This is a genomic window from Streptomyces sp. NPDC048269, assembly GCF_040652395.1.
Taxonomy (GTDB): domain Bacteria; phylum Actinomycetota; class Actinomycetes; order Streptomycetales; family Streptomycetaceae; genus Streptomyces.
Window position 1 is genome coordinate 1 of the sequence record NZ_JBEZLW010000009.1, and the last position, 14396, is coordinate 14396.

The following is a 14396-nucleotide window of genomic DNA, read 5'->3' on the forward strand; positions in this document are numbered from 1 at the left end:
CCAGAATCCCGCGTCGTGCCATGTGCCCAGCTCCTATTTCTCGACGTATCGCAGGGAGCGTAGCCCGCGCTCCAATGATGATCGACAGCAGGGCGATCAGCTGGATCGCGGACGCGCCCAGCGCCTTCGGCCACGGCAGGTCGTGCGACCTGGCCACCAGGGACGTGAACAGGAAGCCCGCCGCCACCCAGGTTGCCCAGCCCAGGACCTGGACCACGCCGTTGTCGCCGCCCAGGAACACGGCGAAGAGCAGCCGCGGGGCATCCGTCAGCGACATGACCAGCATCGACAGGCCCACGGTGGGCTGCCACGATCCGTCGCCGCCCATCTGGCGGGCCAGGGTGTGCGTGACCGCGCCCAGGAGCAGCCCGCAGATGACGAAGGCCACGCCGGTGGAGAGGACGATCGGGACGGCCTGGGCGAGGGTCGCGTTGATCACGTCCTCGCGGGCGTCGTCGAGGCCGAAGACCGCGAGGAGCCCGTAGAGGAAGGTCACGATCAGCGCCGGCCCCCAGACGGTGTAGTCGCGCATCTGCAGGAACGTCTGCCCCGGCCGCATCACGATGCCGCGGAGCAGTTCCTTCCACGGCAGCCGCGGGCCGGCCGGAGCGGCCGCTCCCGCCTGGTACGTCGCGCCCTGGCTGTACGGGTCCTCGCCGACGGCGAAGACCTGCGTGTGCCCGGGGTTGTCGTTGGTGTAGCCGCCGTGCCCGCCGTGGCCGTACGGGGGCTGCTGCGCCTCTGGAGGCTGCTGCTGTCCGTACGGGTCGAAGTACTCGGGCTCGCCGTGCCCCCCGGGTCCCGGCTGCGGCCACTGCTGCTGCGGTGGCGAGCCTGCGGGAGGGTAGGGCTGCTGGCCGTACGGCGGCGGTTGCTGCTGTCCGTACGGCTGCTGCCGCGGGGGTTGTTGCGGGGTGCGGTTGTTGTCCCGGCCGCGTCCGATCCTGAATCCAGCCACGTGATCGAAAGTACCCGGTCCTGCGGGCCGCCGTGGACGGGCGGCCGGAACAGGCGGCCTTTGCGGCTGACCTGTGACATCCCCTAGGGGAACCCCGGGGGGTTGTCCTCACCCCCGCGTGGTGTCCTGTCGGCCCGATCCGCCTGCGCGGGCTCCCCGGCCGCCCCGGAGCCGGAGGCGCTGCCCGGCTCGAGCGGCCTTCGGTGGACCCGTCGGTCGAGACGCCCGTCGAACCTTCGGTGGACCGGTCCGTTCCGCCCGTGAGCGCCCATGAGCCCGCCGGTCGCACCGCCGACGAAGCCGCAGGTCGAGCCGGGGGTATGGGCGTACGGCACCACCGTGAAGCTCGCGGATAGCTCCGTCGCCAAGGTCTGCGAGATCGGCGACGGCCACTTCGAGGCGAACGGCCCGAACCCCGGCGGTCGTCGCCGCGGGCGGCGGGATGGCCGAGGTGGGCGCGGCCGGGCTCGGCCGCGCTCGGCTTCGCGGTGCTCCGCGGGAACCGTACGGGGGACGGGGGCTGAGAGGAGGTGACACGACGGAACGGCCGGCCCCCCCGAGTGGGGGACCGGCCGTTCCGTCGTGACGGGTCGCCAGGGACTACTTGGTCACCAGGGACTACTTGGCGTTCTCGGGCTTCGCCTCGGGCTCGGCCTCGGCCGCCTTCGGCTCGGCCTCGGGCTTCGCCGCGCTCTCGGCCTCAGCCGCCCCGGCCTCCGGCTCGGCCGGGCTCTCCGCCCCGGCCTCCGGAGCCGCCTCCGCCTCGGCTTCGGCCTTCGCCTCGGCCTTGGCCTTCGCTTCGGCTTCCGCCTTGGCCTCGGCTTCCGCCTTGGCCTTCGCCTCGGCTTCGGCCTTCGCCTTGGCCTCCTCGGCCGCCTTGGCCTCCTCGGCCGCCTTGGCCTCGGCTTCCGCCTTCGCCTTGACCTCGGCCTCCGCCGCAGCGGCGGCCGCAGCGGCCTCTGCCTCGGCCTCCGCCTCGGCGGCGAGCTCCGCCTCCGTCGGGCCCGGGGTCTTGACCGACTCCAGCAGCAGCTGGGCCACGTCCACGACCTGCACGGACTCCTTGGCCTGGCCCTCGTTCTTCTTGCCGTTCACCGAGTCGGTCAGCATCACCAGGCAGAACGGGCACGCCGTCGACACGATGTCCGGGTTCAGGGACAGCGCCTCGTCGACACGCTCGTTGTTGATGCGCTTGCCGATCCGCTCCTCCATCCACATCCGCGCGCCACCGGCGCCACAGCAGAAGCCCCGCTCCTTGTGGCGGTGCATCTCCTGCTGACGCAGGCCCGGCACGGCCGACATGATCTCGCGCGGCGGCGTGTAGACCTTGTTGTGCCGGCCCAGGTAGCACGGGTCGTGGTACGTGATCAGCCCGTCGACCGGGGTCACCGGCGTCAGCCGGCCCTCGTCGATCAGGTGCTGGAGCAGCTGCGTGTGGTGGATGACCTCGTACTCGCCGCCCAGCTGCGGGTACTCGTTCGCGATGGTGTTGAAGCAGTGCGGGCAGGTCGAGACGATCCGCTTCGCCGACTTCGGCTTCTTCGTCGACGGGTCCTCGTCGTCCTCGCCGAAGGCCATGTTCAGCATGGCCACGTTCTCCTGTCCCAGCTGCTGGAACAGCGGCTCGTTGCCCAGGCGGCGCGGCGAGTCACCGGTGCACTTCTCGTCGCCACCCATGATCGCGAACTTGACGCCCGCGATGTTCAGCAGCTCCGCGAAGGCCTTCGTGGTCTTCTTGGCCCGGTCCTCCAGGGCGCCCGCGCAGCCGACCCAGTACAGGTAGTCGAACTCCGAGAGGTCCTCCGCGTCCTTCCCGATGATCGGGACCTCGAAGTCGACCTCCTTGGTCCACTCGACGCGCTGCTTCTTGGCCAGGCCCCAGGGGTTGCCCTTCTTCTCCAGGTTCTTGAGCATCGTGCCCGCCTCGGACGGGAACGCGCTCTCGATCATCACCTGGTAGCGGCGCATGTCGACGATGTGGTCGATGTGCTCGATGTCGACCGGGCACTGCTCGACGCACGCACCGCAGGTCGTGCAGGACCACAGCACGTCCGGGTCGATGACGCCGTTCTCCTCGGCGGTGCCGATCAGCGGGCGCTCGGCCTCGGCGATGGCCGATGCCGGGACGTCCTTCAGCTGTTCCGCCGTGGCCTTCTCGTTGCCCTCCATGTCCTTGCCGCCGCCTGCGAGCAGGTACGGGGCCTTGGCGTGCGCGTGGTCGCGCAGCGACATGATCAGGAGCTTCGGGGACAGCGGCTTGCCCGTGTTCCAGGCGGGGCACTGCGACTGGCAGCGACCGCACTCGGTGCAGGTGGAGAAGTCGAGGATGCCCTTCCAGGAGAACTGCTCGACCTGGGAGACGCCGAAGACGTCGTCCTCGCCCGGGTCCTCGAAGTCGATCTCCTTGCCACCGCTGGTCATCGGCTGGAGGGCGCCGAGCGCCGTCGAGCCGTCGGCGTTCCGCTTGAACCAGATGTTCGGGAAGCCGAGGAAGCGGTGCCAGGCGACACCCATGTTGGTGTTGAGCGAGACCGTGATCATCCAGGTGAAGGACGTGACGATCTTGAGCGCCGCGAAGAAGTAGGTGAGGTACTGCAGCGTGCTCAGGCTCAGCCCGTCGAAGGCGGCGATCAGTGGGTACGAGGCGAAGAAGCCGGGCTCCCAGCCGTCGACGCCGTGCAGGGCCCCCTCCAGTGCGCGCAGCGTCATGATGCAGACGCCGACGATCAGGATGACGGCCTCGACGAAGTACGCCTGGCCCGTCTTGGAGCCCGTGAAGCGGGACTTGCGTCCCGCCCTGCCCGGCCGGCTCAGCTGCCGGATCACGATCAGGGTCAGGATGCCGAGCACGGTCATGAGACCGAGGAACTCGGTGAAGATCTCGTACGGCAGCCAGTCACCGATGATCGGGATCAGCCAGTCGGCCTGGAAGAGCTGGCCGAAGGCGTTGACGATGGTCAGCAGCAGCGAGAAGAAGCCCACCGCCACGAACCAGTGCGCCACCCCGACGATGCCCCAACGGTTCATGCGGGTGTGGCCGAGGAACTCCTTGGCCAGCGTGATGGTGCGCTGCGTGGGGTCGCCGGTGCGCGTGCCTGCGGGCACTGGCTGGCCGAGGCGCACGAAGTGGTAGATCTGCGCGACGGCACGGCCGAACAGCGCGACGGCTACCACCGTGATGACCAGCGACACGATGATCGCGGCGAGTTGCATGGAAGGGCTCCTCGGGCGGCACTTACTAAGCGGTAACTTATGTAGTCAAGGCTTGAGGTTACCCAGTTCCGGCGCCGCAATGTAGCCGAGCGTGCGGTGATCTGTGTCGCTCAGGCTTGCCTATGACGGTAGGCCGCCCGCGGCGTCTGCGCCAGGATCGCCAGGTCCATCCCCAGCCAGTGGTTCTCCACATAATGCCGGTCGAGCAGGGCCATCTCCTCCCAGGGGAGGTCGGAGCGCGCGCTCACCTGCCACAAGCCGGTCATTCCGGGCCGTACGAGGAGCCGGTCGGCCCGGTCCGTGCGGGGTCCCGGCCGCGGACCGACCAGGGACATCTCGCCGCGCAGCACATTGAGCAGCTGGGGCGTCGAGTCGAGGGCGCAGCGCTCCAGGGCGGCGCCGAGGCGGCCGGCGCCCTCCGTGCGGAGGCGCCAGGCCCGGAAGGGGCGTCCGGCCAGGCCTGCCGCCGGTTCCCGGACGAAGGCACGGCCGCCCTGGGTCGCGTAGAGCAGCCCTGCCGCCAGCAGCAGCGGTGGGCCGAGCAGGAGGAGCAGGGTCACCGCCCCGGCGAGGTCGACCACCCGCTTGGCCGAGGGCCCGGCCGGCCGGAGCCCTGACCGGGCAGGGAGGGGCAGCAGCAGAGGCATGCCAGCACCGTGCCGCATGCCTCCGGCGGTGCCCGGGTGCCGCGCGGCGGCGGTGACCCGTTCGGGTGCTGCGCCGCCGCCGGGGCTCCGTTCCACGCCGCGCCCCGGACCCCGCGCCTCGAATCGTCGACGGGGCTGAAAGTCCGGGATCGCAGGGCCCCCGTGCCCGCGTCTCGCTGCCGTGAAGCGGGCTGGGTTGCGCGTAAGTGCGACCTAAAGGTTGAGTCCATGTGACTCAGCTCTGTTGACGCCGGCGCGGCGGTACGGCATGGTTGAGTCTGTTCCACTCAAGTCAGCTGGAGGAAATCAAAATGGCACGTGCGGTCGGCATCGACCTGGGCACCACTAACTCCGTCGTCAGCGTTCTGGAAGGCGGCGAGCCCACCGTCATCACCAACGCCGAGGGCGCCAGGACCACGCCGTCCGTCGTCGCCTTCGCCAAGAACGGCGAGGTCCTCGTCGGCGAGGTGGCCAAGCGCCAGGCGGTCACGAACGTGGACCGGACCATCCGCTCCGTCAAGCGCCACATGGGCACTGACTGGAAGATCAACCTGGATGGCAAGGACTTCAACCCGCAGCAGATGAGCGCCTTCATCCTGCAGAAGCTGAAGCGCGACGCCGAGGCGTACCTGGGTGAGAAGGTCACGGACGCGGTCATCACCGTCCCGGCCTACTTCAACGACTCCGAGCGTCAGGCGACGAAGGAGGCCGGTGAGATCGCGGGCCTCAACGTCCTGCGCATCGTCAACGAGCCGACCGCCGCCGCCCTGGCCTACGGTCTCGACAAGGACGACCAGACCATCCTCGTCTTCGACCTCGGTGGCGGCACCTTCGACGTGTCGCTCCTGGAGATCGGTGACGGTGTCGTCGAGGTCAAGGCCACCAACGGTGACAACCACCTCGGTGGCGACGACTGGGACCAGCGCGTCGTCGACTACCTCGTGAAGCAGTTCCAGAACGGCCACGGCGTCGACCTGTCCAAGGACAAGATGGCGCTCCAGCGTCTGCGCGAGGCCGCCGAGAAGGCGAAGATCGAGCTGTCCTCCTCCACGGAGACCTCGATCAACCTGCCCTACATCACGGCCTCCGCCGAGGGCCCGCTGCACCTGGACGAGAAGCTCACGCGCTCGCAGTTCCAGCAGCTGACCGCGGACCTGCTCGACCGCTGCAAGACCCCGTTCCACAACGTCATCAAGGACGCGGGCATCAACCTGTCCGAGATCGACCACGTGGTCCTGGTCGGCGGCTCCACCCGTATGCCGGCCGTCGCCGAGCTCGTCAAGGAGCTCACCGGCGGTCAGGACGCCAACAAGGGCGTCAACCCGGACGAGGTCGTCGCCATCGGCGCCACCCTCCAGGCCGGTGTGCTCAAGGGTGAGGTCAAGGACGTCCTGCTCCTCGACGTGACCCCGCTGTCCCTGGGCATCGAGACCAAGGGCGGCATCATGACCAAGCTCATCGAGCGCAACACCACGATCCCGACCAAGCGGTCGGAGATCTTCACGACGGCCGAGGACAACCAGCCGTCCGTGCAGATCCAGGTCTACCAGGGTGAGCGCGAGATCGCGGCGTACAACAAGAAGCTCGGCATGTTCGAGCTGACCGGCCTGCCGCCGGCCCCGCGTGGCGTCCCGCAGATCGAGGTCTCCTTCGACATCGACGCGAACGGCATCATGCACGTCACGGCCAAGGACCTCGGCACGGGCAAGGAGCAGAAGATGACCGTCACCGGCGGCTCCTCGCTCGGCAAGGACGAGGTCGACCGCATGCGCCAGGAGGCGGAGCAGTACGCGGACGAGGACCTGCGCCGCAAGGAGGCGGCCGAGTCCCGCAACCAGGGCGAGCAGCTCGTCTACCAGACGGAGAAGTTCGTCAAGGACAACGAGGACAAGGTCCCGGCCGAGGTCAAGACCGAGGTCGAGGCCGCCGTCACCGAGCTGAAGGAAAAGCTCAAGGGCGAGGACACCGCCGAGATCCGTACCGCGACCGAGAAGCTCGCCGCGGTCAGCCAGAAGCTCGGCCAGGCCATCTACGCCGACGCCCAGGCCGCGCAGGGCGCCGCCGGCGCCCCTGCCGGTGACGCGGACCAGGCGAAGGCCGACGACGACGTCGTCGACGCCGAGATCGTCGACGACGAGAAGCCGAAGGGCGGCGCTGCCTGATGTCGGAGGAGACCCCGGGCTTCGAGGAGAAGCCCGACGTCCCCGTCGACGGCACGCCCGACGAGCCGAAGGCCGCCGACTCCGCCCAGGAGGAGGCGGCGGCCCCGGCCGGGGACTCCACACCGGATGTGGCCCTGCTGGCGCAGCTGGACCAGGCCCGTACGGCGCTCGGTGAGCGCACCACGGACCTCCAGCGGCTCCAGGCCGAGTACCAGAACTACCGCCGCCGGGTGGAGCGGGACCGGATCACCGTCAAGGAGATCGCGGTCGCGTCCCTCCTGAGCGAGCTGCTCCCGACCCTGGACGACATCGGCCGGGCGCGGGAGCATGGCGAGCTGGTCGGCGGCTTCAAGTCGGTGGCCGAATCGCTGGAGACGGTCGCCGCCAAGATGGGTCTGCAGCAGTTCGGCAAGGAGGGCGAGCCCTTCGACCCGACGATCCACGAGGCCCTGATGCACTCGTACGCGCCGGACGTCACCGAGACGACCTGCGTGGCGATCCTGCAGCCGGGGTACCGGATCGGCGAGCGCACGATCCGCCCCGCGCGGGTCGCGGTGGCCGAGCCCCAGCCGGGCGCGGCCCCCAAGTCCGAGTCGGCCGAGGCCGACACGCCGTCGGACAAGGACACGGATGCCCCCGACAAGGGCTGATGTTGAACCAGTAGAGGTACGAGAGGAGGGACACCGGGGATGAGCACGAAGGACTTCGTCGAGAAGGACTACTACAAGGTCCTCGGTGTCCCGAAGGACGCCACCGAGGCCGAGATCAAGAAGGCGTACCGGAAGCTCGCACGCGAGTTCCACCCGGACGCCAACAAGGGCGACGCCTCCGCCGAGGAGCGCTTCAAGGAGGTCTCCGAGGCGAACGACATCCTCGGCGACGCGAAGAAGCGCAAGGAGTACGACGAGGCGCGCGCCCTGTTCGGCAACGGTGGCTTCCGCCCCGGGCCGGGCGGGGCCGGCGGCTCGTTCAACTTCGACCTCGGCGACCTGTTCGGCGGCGCCCAGCCGGGTGCCGGTGGCGCGGGTGGCTTCGGCGGCGGCCTGGGTGACGTGTTCGGCGGCCTGTTCAACCGCGGCGCCGGGCCGGGTGCGGGAACCCGTACCCAGCCCCGCCGCGGCCAGGACATCGAGTCGGAGGTCACGCTCTCCTTCACGGAGGCGGTGGACGGGGCCACGGTCCCGCTCCGGATGTCCTCCCAGGCCCCCTGCAAGGCCTGTTCTGGCACCGGCGACAAGAACGGCACCCCCCGGGTGTGCCCGACCTGTGTCGGCACCGGCCAGGTCTCGCGGGGCAGTGGCGGCGGGTTCTCGCTGACCGATCCCTGCGCGGACTGCAAGGGCCGCGGCCTGATCGCCGAGACCCCCTGCGACGTGTGCAAGGGCAGCGGGCGTGCCCGCAGCTCGCGCACCATGCAGGTCCGCATCCCGGCGGGCGTCTCCGACGGCCAGCGGATCCGGCTGCGCGGCAAGGGCGCGCCGGGCGAGCGCGGCGGTCCCGGCGGTGACCTGTACGTGGTCGTGCACGTCGACTCCCACCCGGTGTTCGGCCGCAAGGACGACAACCTGACGGTGACCGTCCCGGTGACGTTCGCGGAGGCGGCGCTGGGCGCCGACATCAAGGTCCCGACCCTGAACGGCCCCTCGGTGACGCTGAAGCTGCCGCCGGGCACCCCGAACGGCCGCACGATGCGGGCCCGCGGCAAGGGAGCGGTCCGCAAGGACGGCACCCGCGGCGATCTGCTGGTGACGGTGGAGGTCGCGGTCCCGACCGAGCTGTCGGACAAGGCCCGCGAGGCGCTGGAGATGTACCGCGAGGCGATGGGGTCGCAGGACCCGCGTTCCGCGCTGTTCGAGTCCGCGAAGGGAGCATGACATGGACGGCCGCCGACGACAGTCCCGATTGGGTGGCGCTTACCAGCTCACCGACGAGACGCCGGTCTACGTGATCTCGGTGGCCGCCCAGCTCTCGGGCCTGCATCCGCAGACCCTCCGCCAGTACGACCGTCTCGGCCTGGTCTCCCCGGACCGTACGGCCGGCCGCGGCCGGCGCTACTCGGCCCGTGACATCGAGCTGCTCCGCACGGTGCAGGCGCTGTCCCAGGACGAGGGCATCAACCTGGCGGGAATCAAGCGGATCATCGAGCTGGAGAACCAGGTCGCCGCGCTCCAGCAGCGCGTGGCCGAGCTCTCCGCAGCGGTGGACGGCGCAGCGGCCACGCTCCAGGCCCGCGAGGCCCAGGTGCACGCCTCCTACCGGCGCGACCTGGTCAAGTACCAGCCGCCGGTGCCGGGCAACGCACTGGTCGTGTGGCGTCCCAAGCGCCCGATGGACTGACAGCGTCGACGCGAAGGCCCCGTCCGGCTTGCCGGGCGGGGCCTTCACGTGTGTGGTCGTACGCGGTCCCCCGCCGGGTCAGAGCTGCGGCTCGCGCGAGGGCCCCGATACCTGGCCCAGGATCCCCGACTGGGCGATGAGGAAGCCGAGTTGGGCCCGGCTGCCGCTGCCCAGGGCGGAGGCCAGCTTGGCGATGTGCGCGCGGCAGGTCCGTACGTTCATGCCCAGGCGGCGCGCGATGGCCTCGTCCACGTGCCCCTCGACGAGGAGTTGGGCGATGGAGCGCTGCACGCCCGAGATCCCCGAGGGCGTCGGATCGTACGGAATCTGCTCGTTGAGCGGTGTGGCCCGGCGCCACAACTGCTCGAAGACGCGGGCCAGGTAGCGGACGAGCGCCGGGTGCCGCAGTTCCAGGGCGATCTGCTGGTCGTCGCTGGCGGGGATGAAGGCGACCGATTCGTCGCAGATGATGAGTCGCTCGACCAGCTCCTCCAGCGTCCGGATCTCGACCTTGCCGCTGGCCATCCGGTCGACGTAGGCCATCGTGCCGCGGCTGTGCCGCACCGTGTGCTGGTAGAGGGTGCGCATGCTGACGCCGCGCCGGATGAGCGGCTGGTCCCGCTCTATCGCCTGATTCAGAATGTTCTCGGAACGCCCGCCGCCCGGCTGGATGGTGAGCATTTCCGCCTGGCATTCGGCGGTGGCCACATTGAGGGCCGCGTTGATCCTGTTGAATCCCTCCAGCACGGTGATCGCATGCGTGGGGGCGGGAGTCAGCGCGCTGATGGCCATGAATGGCTCAAACGCTTCGGTGAGCTCGATGGAAGAGCGCCGGCGCTGCAGGATCTCCCGTTCCAGTGGGTGCAGCCGCTGTGCGAGAGCCACCGAAGGTGGAACCGGACGAAGCCAGTTGTCGTCGTCTGGGTCAGGGTGCAGCAGGGCGAATTCCAGCAGGCAGGGCGTCTGCTCGACCTCTTCGCGGGCTATGCGGCCGGAGCTGAGCGCGCTCGCGTACAACTCGGCGCCGAGGTCGCACAGGTCCGTCACCGCGTGGGGATGTGTCTGGTTCATCCGCATAATCGGCAAATCTCCCACCCCCAGGGTCCTGCATGTACAGGAACATGATGCATCGCCACGGTGGCAATGGCGTGGCTCGATAAGTCATCGTCTGAGATGCGGGGGAGAGGAATCCATCAAGTGAGGACAACGTCGACCATGTACAAGAAATTGCTTCGCTCGGTGGCTGCCATTGCTCTCTCTACGGCCGCTGCTGTCGGTGGAATCTCGCTCGCGCAGACCAGCTGGGGCGGCGCGTCCGTCGACAGCGGTTGGGGGGCCGGTGTCACCGGCACGAGCGACAGTGGTTGGGGTACGGTCCTGGCCGACAGCGGCTGGGGCCCCGCACCCGAGCCGGCTGTGGGTGGGAAGTCTTCGGACGCATGACCCCCGACGACCGCGGCTTCCGCCGCGAAATGGCCTCCGCTTACCGGTCGGGATGGCAGTTCATCGACCTGGCCACGGCGATCCCGTACCCCGGGGACTCGCTGATGGTCACCCTGTTCGGCCAACCGATCGTCGTCGTGCGCGAGGAGGACGAGGACGTACGTGCCTACCGGTGCCTGCGCCGCCCGCGGGGCGCGCCGCAGCCCGTCCGCTGCGAGGTGCGCTACGGAATGGTCTTCGTCAATCTTGATCAGCGCGATCACCAGCTCTTCGAACCCGATATCACCACTGCCACCCCCCGCAGTGCCTGAAGCGATTCCCCCGTCGTTGCAGATCGCTCAGGCGCTACCCCCACACAACGGCGCCATCGTGGACCTGACCACGATGGCGCCGTTGTGATGTCCGCGTCCAGTCGCTGACCGGACAAGATGCGGGACCGGATGAGAATTCAACGATTTCAGGCGCGTCCCATGGCCCGGTCCAGTGTGATCTCCATGACCACCCGGTCGGGATTGGGTGAGGGCATCCGCCCGTAGCGCTCCGCGTAGCGCGCCACGGCGTCGGCGACCGCCGCCTCGTCCGTACGGATCACCGCGCGCCCCTCCAGGGTGGCCCAGCGGCGTCCTTCCATCTGGCACACCGCGACCCGCGCCCCGCCCGGCTGCCCGGCCTGGGCCGCCAGGATGTTGCGGACCTTCTTGCTGTGCTTGTTGCTGATCACCCGGGCCAGGCCGGCCTCCGGGTCGTACGTCACGCCCACGGGCACCACGTGGGGCGTGCCGTCGGGGCGGGGCGTGGTCAGCGTGCAGACGTGCCGTTCCCGCCAGAAGGCGAGGTACTCGGGCGTCGGGTTGAGTACGTCATGGGACATGGCCCGAAGGGTACGACTCCTGCCTTGAGTGGAATAGACTCAACTTTGCGTAGGTTGTTTCTGTCATAGTTCTGCCATCCCTCCGGAGAGGAGAAACCGCACCGTGGACGCCGAGCTGACCAACAAGAGCCGGGACGCGCTGAACGCGGCCACCAGCAGGGCCGTCAAGGACGGCCATGCCGATCTGACCCCCGCGCACCTGTTGCTGGCGCTCCTCGCCGGCGAGGACAACGAGAACATCACCGACCTCCTCGCGGCCTCGGACGTCGACCAGGCCGCCGTGCGCGCCGGCGCGGAGCGGCTGCTGGCCGCCCTGCCCAGCGTCACCGGCTCGACGGTCGCGCCCCCGCAGCCCACCCGCGACCTGCTCGCCGTGCTCGCCGAGGCCGACGCCCAGGCGGGCAAGCTCGGCGACGACTACCTCTCCACCGAACACCTGCTCATCGCCATCGCCGCCAAGGGCGGCGCGGCCGGTGAGGTCCTGTCCACCCAGGGGGCGAGCGCGAAGAAGCTGCTGGACGCCTTCGAGAACGCGCGAGGAGGGCGGCGGGTGACCACCCCCGACCCCGAGGGTCAGTACAAGGCGCTGGAGAAGTTCGGCACCGACTTCACGGCGGCCGCCCGCGAGGGCAAGCTCGACCCGGTCATCGGCCGCGACCACGAGATCCGCCGCGTCGTCCAGGTGCTCTCGCGCCGTACGAAGAACAACCCGGTGCTCATCGGCGAGCCCGGCGTCGGCAAGACGGCCGTCGTCGAGGGCCTGGCCCAGCGCATCGTCAAGGGCGACGTCCCCGAGTCCCTGAAGAACAAGCGGCTCGTCGCCCTGGACCTCGGAGCCATGGTCGCGGGTGCCAAGTACCGCGGCGAGTTCGAGGAGCGGCTGAAGACCGTCCTCGCCGAGATCAAGTCGAGCGACGGCCAGATCATCACCTTCATCGACGAGCTGCACACGGTCGTCGGCGCGGGCGCCGGCGGCGACTCCGCCATGGACGCGGGCAACATGCTCAAGCCCATGCTGGCCCGCGGCGAGCTGCGCATGGTCGGCGCGACCACCCTCGACGAGTACCGCGAGCGCATCGAGAAGGACCCGGCGCTGGAGCGGCGCTTCCAGCAGGTGCTGGTCGCCGAGCCGTCCGTCGAGGACACCATCGCCATCCTGCGCGGGCTCAAGGGCCGCTACGAGGCCCACCACAAGGTCGTCATCAACGACAGCGCGCTCGTCGCGGCCGCGACCCTCTCCGACCGGTACATCACCTCCCGCTTCCTCCCCGACAAGGCCATCGACCTCGTCGACGAGGCGGCGTCCCGGCTGCGCATGGAGATCGACTCCTCACCGCTGGAGATCGACGAACTCCAGCGCTCGGTGGACCGGCTGCGGATGGAGGAGCTGGCGCTGAAGAACGAGTCGGACCCGGCCTCGCGCGAGCGCCTCGACAAGATCCGCAAGGACCTCGCGGACAAGGAGGAGGAGCTGCGCGGCCTGACCGCCCGCTGGGAGAAGGAGAAGCAGTCCCTCAACCGCGTCGGCGAGCTCAAGGAGCGGCTGGACGACCTGCGCGGCCAGGCCGAGCGGGCCCAGCGCGACGGGGACTTCGACACCGCCTCCAAGCTGCTCTACGGGGAGATCCCGACCCTGGAGCGCGAGCTGGCGGAGGCCACCGAGGCCGAGGCCGAGGTCGCCCGCGACACGATGGTCAAGGACGAGGTCGGCCCGGACGACATCGCGGACGTGGTCGGTGCCTGGACCGGCATCCCGGCGGGCCGGCTGCTGGAGGGCGAGACCCAGAAGCTGCTCCGCATGGAGGACGAGCTGGGCCGCCGCCTGATCGGCCAGCAGGAGGCCGTCCGGGCCGTCTCCGACGCCGTACGCCGCACCCGCGCCGGGATCGCCGACCCGGACCGCCCGACCGGCTCCTTCCTCTTCCTGGGCCCGACGGGCGTCGGCAAGACCGAGCTGGCCAAGGCGCTCGCGGACTTCCTGTTCGACGACGAGCGGGCCATGGTCCGCATCGACATGTCCGAGTACGGCGAGAAGCACAGCGTGGCCCGCCTCGTCGGTGCCCCGCCCGGCTACGTCGGCTACGAGGAGGGCGGCCAGCTCACCGAGGCCGTGCGCCGCCGCCCGTACAGCGTGGTGCTCCTGGACGAGGTCGAGAAGGCCCATCCCGAGGTCTTCGACATCCTGCTCCAGGTCCTGGACGACGGCCGCCTCACGGACGGCCAGGGCCGCACGGTGGACTTCCGCAACACCATCCTGGTCCTCACGTCGAACCTGGGCAGCCAGTTCCTGATGAATCCGTCCACACCTGTGGAAGAGAAGAAGCAGCAGGTGCTGGACGTGGTCAGGGCGAGCTTCAAGCCGGAGTTCCTGAACCGGCTGGACGACACGGTGGTCTTCTCCGCGCTGTCCGAGGACGAGCTGGCGCACATCGCGCGGCTCCAGATCGACCGCCTGGCGGCCCGGCTGGCCGACCGGCGGCTGACCCTGGAGGTCACGCCCGAGGCCCTGGCCTGGCTGGCGGACAAGGGCAACGACCCGGCGTACGGTGCCCGGCCGCTGCGCCGCCTGATCCAGACGGCGATCGGCGACCGTCTCGCGAAGGAGATCCTCTCCGGCGAGGTCAGGGACGGCGACACCGTACGGGTCGACGTGGCGGGCGAGGACCTGCTGGTGGGCAAGGCCCTCTAGCGGGCGCCGGGCCCACATGCCCCTTTCGGCGGACGACCTCCTGTCCGCCCGGAGCGGATCGTGGCCGCCGGGCTGG

General features: G+C 69.8%; 11 protein-coding genes. 6 read left to right on the forward strand and 5 right to left on the reverse strand.

Annotation, left to right across the window (positions count from 1 at the left end):
• The 3 genes from AB0D48_RS12605 to AB0D48_RS12615 all read right to left on the reverse strand — a co-directional run.
• On the reverse strand, positions 1–958 hold a 958-nt coding region (locus tag AB0D48_RS12605), incomplete at its 3' end, for a Yip1 family protein (RefSeq protein ID WP_362394376.1).
• Positions 959–1576: 618 nt separating this feature from the next.
• Entirely contained in the window at positions 1577–4171 is a 2595-nt protein-coding gene (locus AB0D48_RS12610) for a (Fe-S)-binding protein (RefSeq protein WP_362394379.1), read from the reverse strand.
• A gap of 110 nt (positions 4172–4281) precedes the next feature.
• Entirely contained in the window at positions 4282–4818 is a 537-nt protein-coding gene (locus AB0D48_RS12615; protein ID WP_362394382.1) for a sugar transferase, read from the reverse strand.
• 311 nt (positions 4819–5129) lie between these two features.
• On the opposite strand from AB0D48_RS12615, the gene dnaK reads away from it, so the two are divergent.
• From dnaK to AB0D48_RS12635, 4 genes are read left to right on the forward strand one after another with little or no spacing between them, the layout of a single operon-like run.
• Positions 5130–6980: a molecular chaperone DnaK gene (gene dnaK / locus AB0D48_RS12620; protein ID WP_362394384.1), complete on the forward strand. Its 1851-nt coding sequence runs from the start codon at positions 5130–5132 to the stop codon at positions 6978–6980.
• A complete protein-coding gene (gene grpE / locus AB0D48_RS12625; protein ID WP_362394387.1) occupies positions 6980–7630 on the forward strand; it encodes a nucleotide exchange factor GrpE in 651 nt (216 codons plus the stop codon). The genes dnaK and grpE overlap by 1 nt, the downstream gene beginning before the upstream one ends.
• 39 nt (positions 7631–7669) lie before the next feature.
• Positions 7670–8854: a molecular chaperone DnaJ gene (gene dnaJ, locus AB0D48_RS12630; protein WP_362394390.1), complete on the forward strand. Its 1185-nt coding sequence runs from the start codon at positions 7670–7672 to the stop codon at positions 8852–8854.
• A 1-nt stretch (position 8855) separates the two neighbouring features.
• Entirely contained in the window at positions 8856–9317 is a 462-nt protein-coding gene (locus AB0D48_RS12635; RefSeq protein ID WP_362394393.1) for a helix-turn-helix domain-containing protein, read from the forward strand.
• 78 nt (positions 9318–9395) lie between these two features.
• On the opposite strand, the gene AB0D48_RS12640 is transcribed toward AB0D48_RS12635, so the two are convergent.
• Positions 9396–10388, reverse strand: a complete 993-nt coding sequence (locus tag AB0D48_RS12640) for a helix-turn-helix transcriptional regulator (RefSeq protein ID WP_362394395.1) — start codon at positions 10386–10388, stop codon at positions 9396–9398.
• Between the two features lie 368 nt (positions 10389–10756).
• Here AB0D48_RS12640 and AB0D48_RS12645 point away from each other — a divergent pair, with 368 nt between their 5' ends.
• Positions 10757–11071, forward strand: coding sequence for a (2Fe-2S)-binding protein (locus AB0D48_RS12645; protein ID WP_073917230.1), 315 nt, complete (start codon positions 10757–10759; stop codon positions 11069–11071).
• Between the two features lie 146 nt (positions 11072–11217).
• Here the strand turns inward: AB0D48_RS12645 and AB0D48_RS12650 are convergent, their stop codons facing one another.
• Positions 11218–11631: a TIGR03618 family F420-dependent PPOX class oxidoreductase gene (locus AB0D48_RS12650; RefSeq protein ID WP_362394398.1), complete on the reverse strand. Its 414-nt coding sequence runs from the start codon at positions 11629–11631 to the stop codon at positions 11218–11220.
• A 103-nt stretch (positions 11632–11734) separates the two neighbouring features.
• Between AB0D48_RS12650 and clpB the strand changes: the two genes are divergently transcribed.
• Positions 11735–14320, forward strand: a complete 2586-nt coding sequence (clpB, locus tag AB0D48_RS12655) for an ATP-dependent chaperone ClpB (protein WP_362394401.1) — start codon at positions 11735–11737, stop codon at positions 14318–14320.
• Positions 14321–14396: the final 76 nt, after the last annotated feature.

Excerpts from the sequence above, each read along its gene's own strand:
- AB0D48_RS12610 (WP_362394379.1), bottom strand. The coding sequence starts at position 4,171 with ATGCAACTCGCCGCGATCATCGTGTCGCTGGTCATCACGGTGGTAGCC.
- AB0D48_RS12615 (WP_362394382.1), bottom strand. The coding sequence starts at position 4,818 with ATGCCTCTGCTGCTGCCCCTCCCTGCCCGGTCAGGGCTCCGGCCGGCC.
- dnaK (WP_362394384.1), top strand. The coding sequence starts at position 5,130 with ATGGCACGTGCGGTCGGCATCGACCTGGGCACCACTAACTCCGTCGTC.
- grpE (WP_362394387.1), top strand. The coding sequence starts at position 6,980 with ATGTCGGAGGAGACCCCGGGCTTCGAGGAGAAGCCCGACGTCCCCGTC.
- dnaJ (WP_362394390.1), top strand. The coding sequence starts at position 7,670 with ATGAGCACGAAGGACTTCGTCGAGAAGGACTACTACAAGGTCCTCGGT.
- AB0D48_RS12635 (WP_362394393.1), top strand. The coding sequence starts at position 8,856 with ATGGACGGCCGCCGACGACAGTCCCGATTGGGTGGCGCTTACCAGCTC.
- AB0D48_RS12640 (WP_362394395.1), bottom strand. The coding sequence starts at position 10,388 with ATGAACCAGACACATCCCCACGCGGTGACGGACCTGTGCGACCTCGGC.
- AB0D48_RS12645 (WP_073917230.1), top strand. The coding sequence starts at position 10,757 with ATGACCCCCGACGACCGCGGCTTCCGCCGCGAAATGGCCTCCGCTTAC.
- AB0D48_RS12650 (WP_362394398.1), bottom strand. The coding sequence starts at position 11,631 with ATGTCCCATGACGTACTCAACCCGACGCCCGAGTACCTCGCCTTCTGG.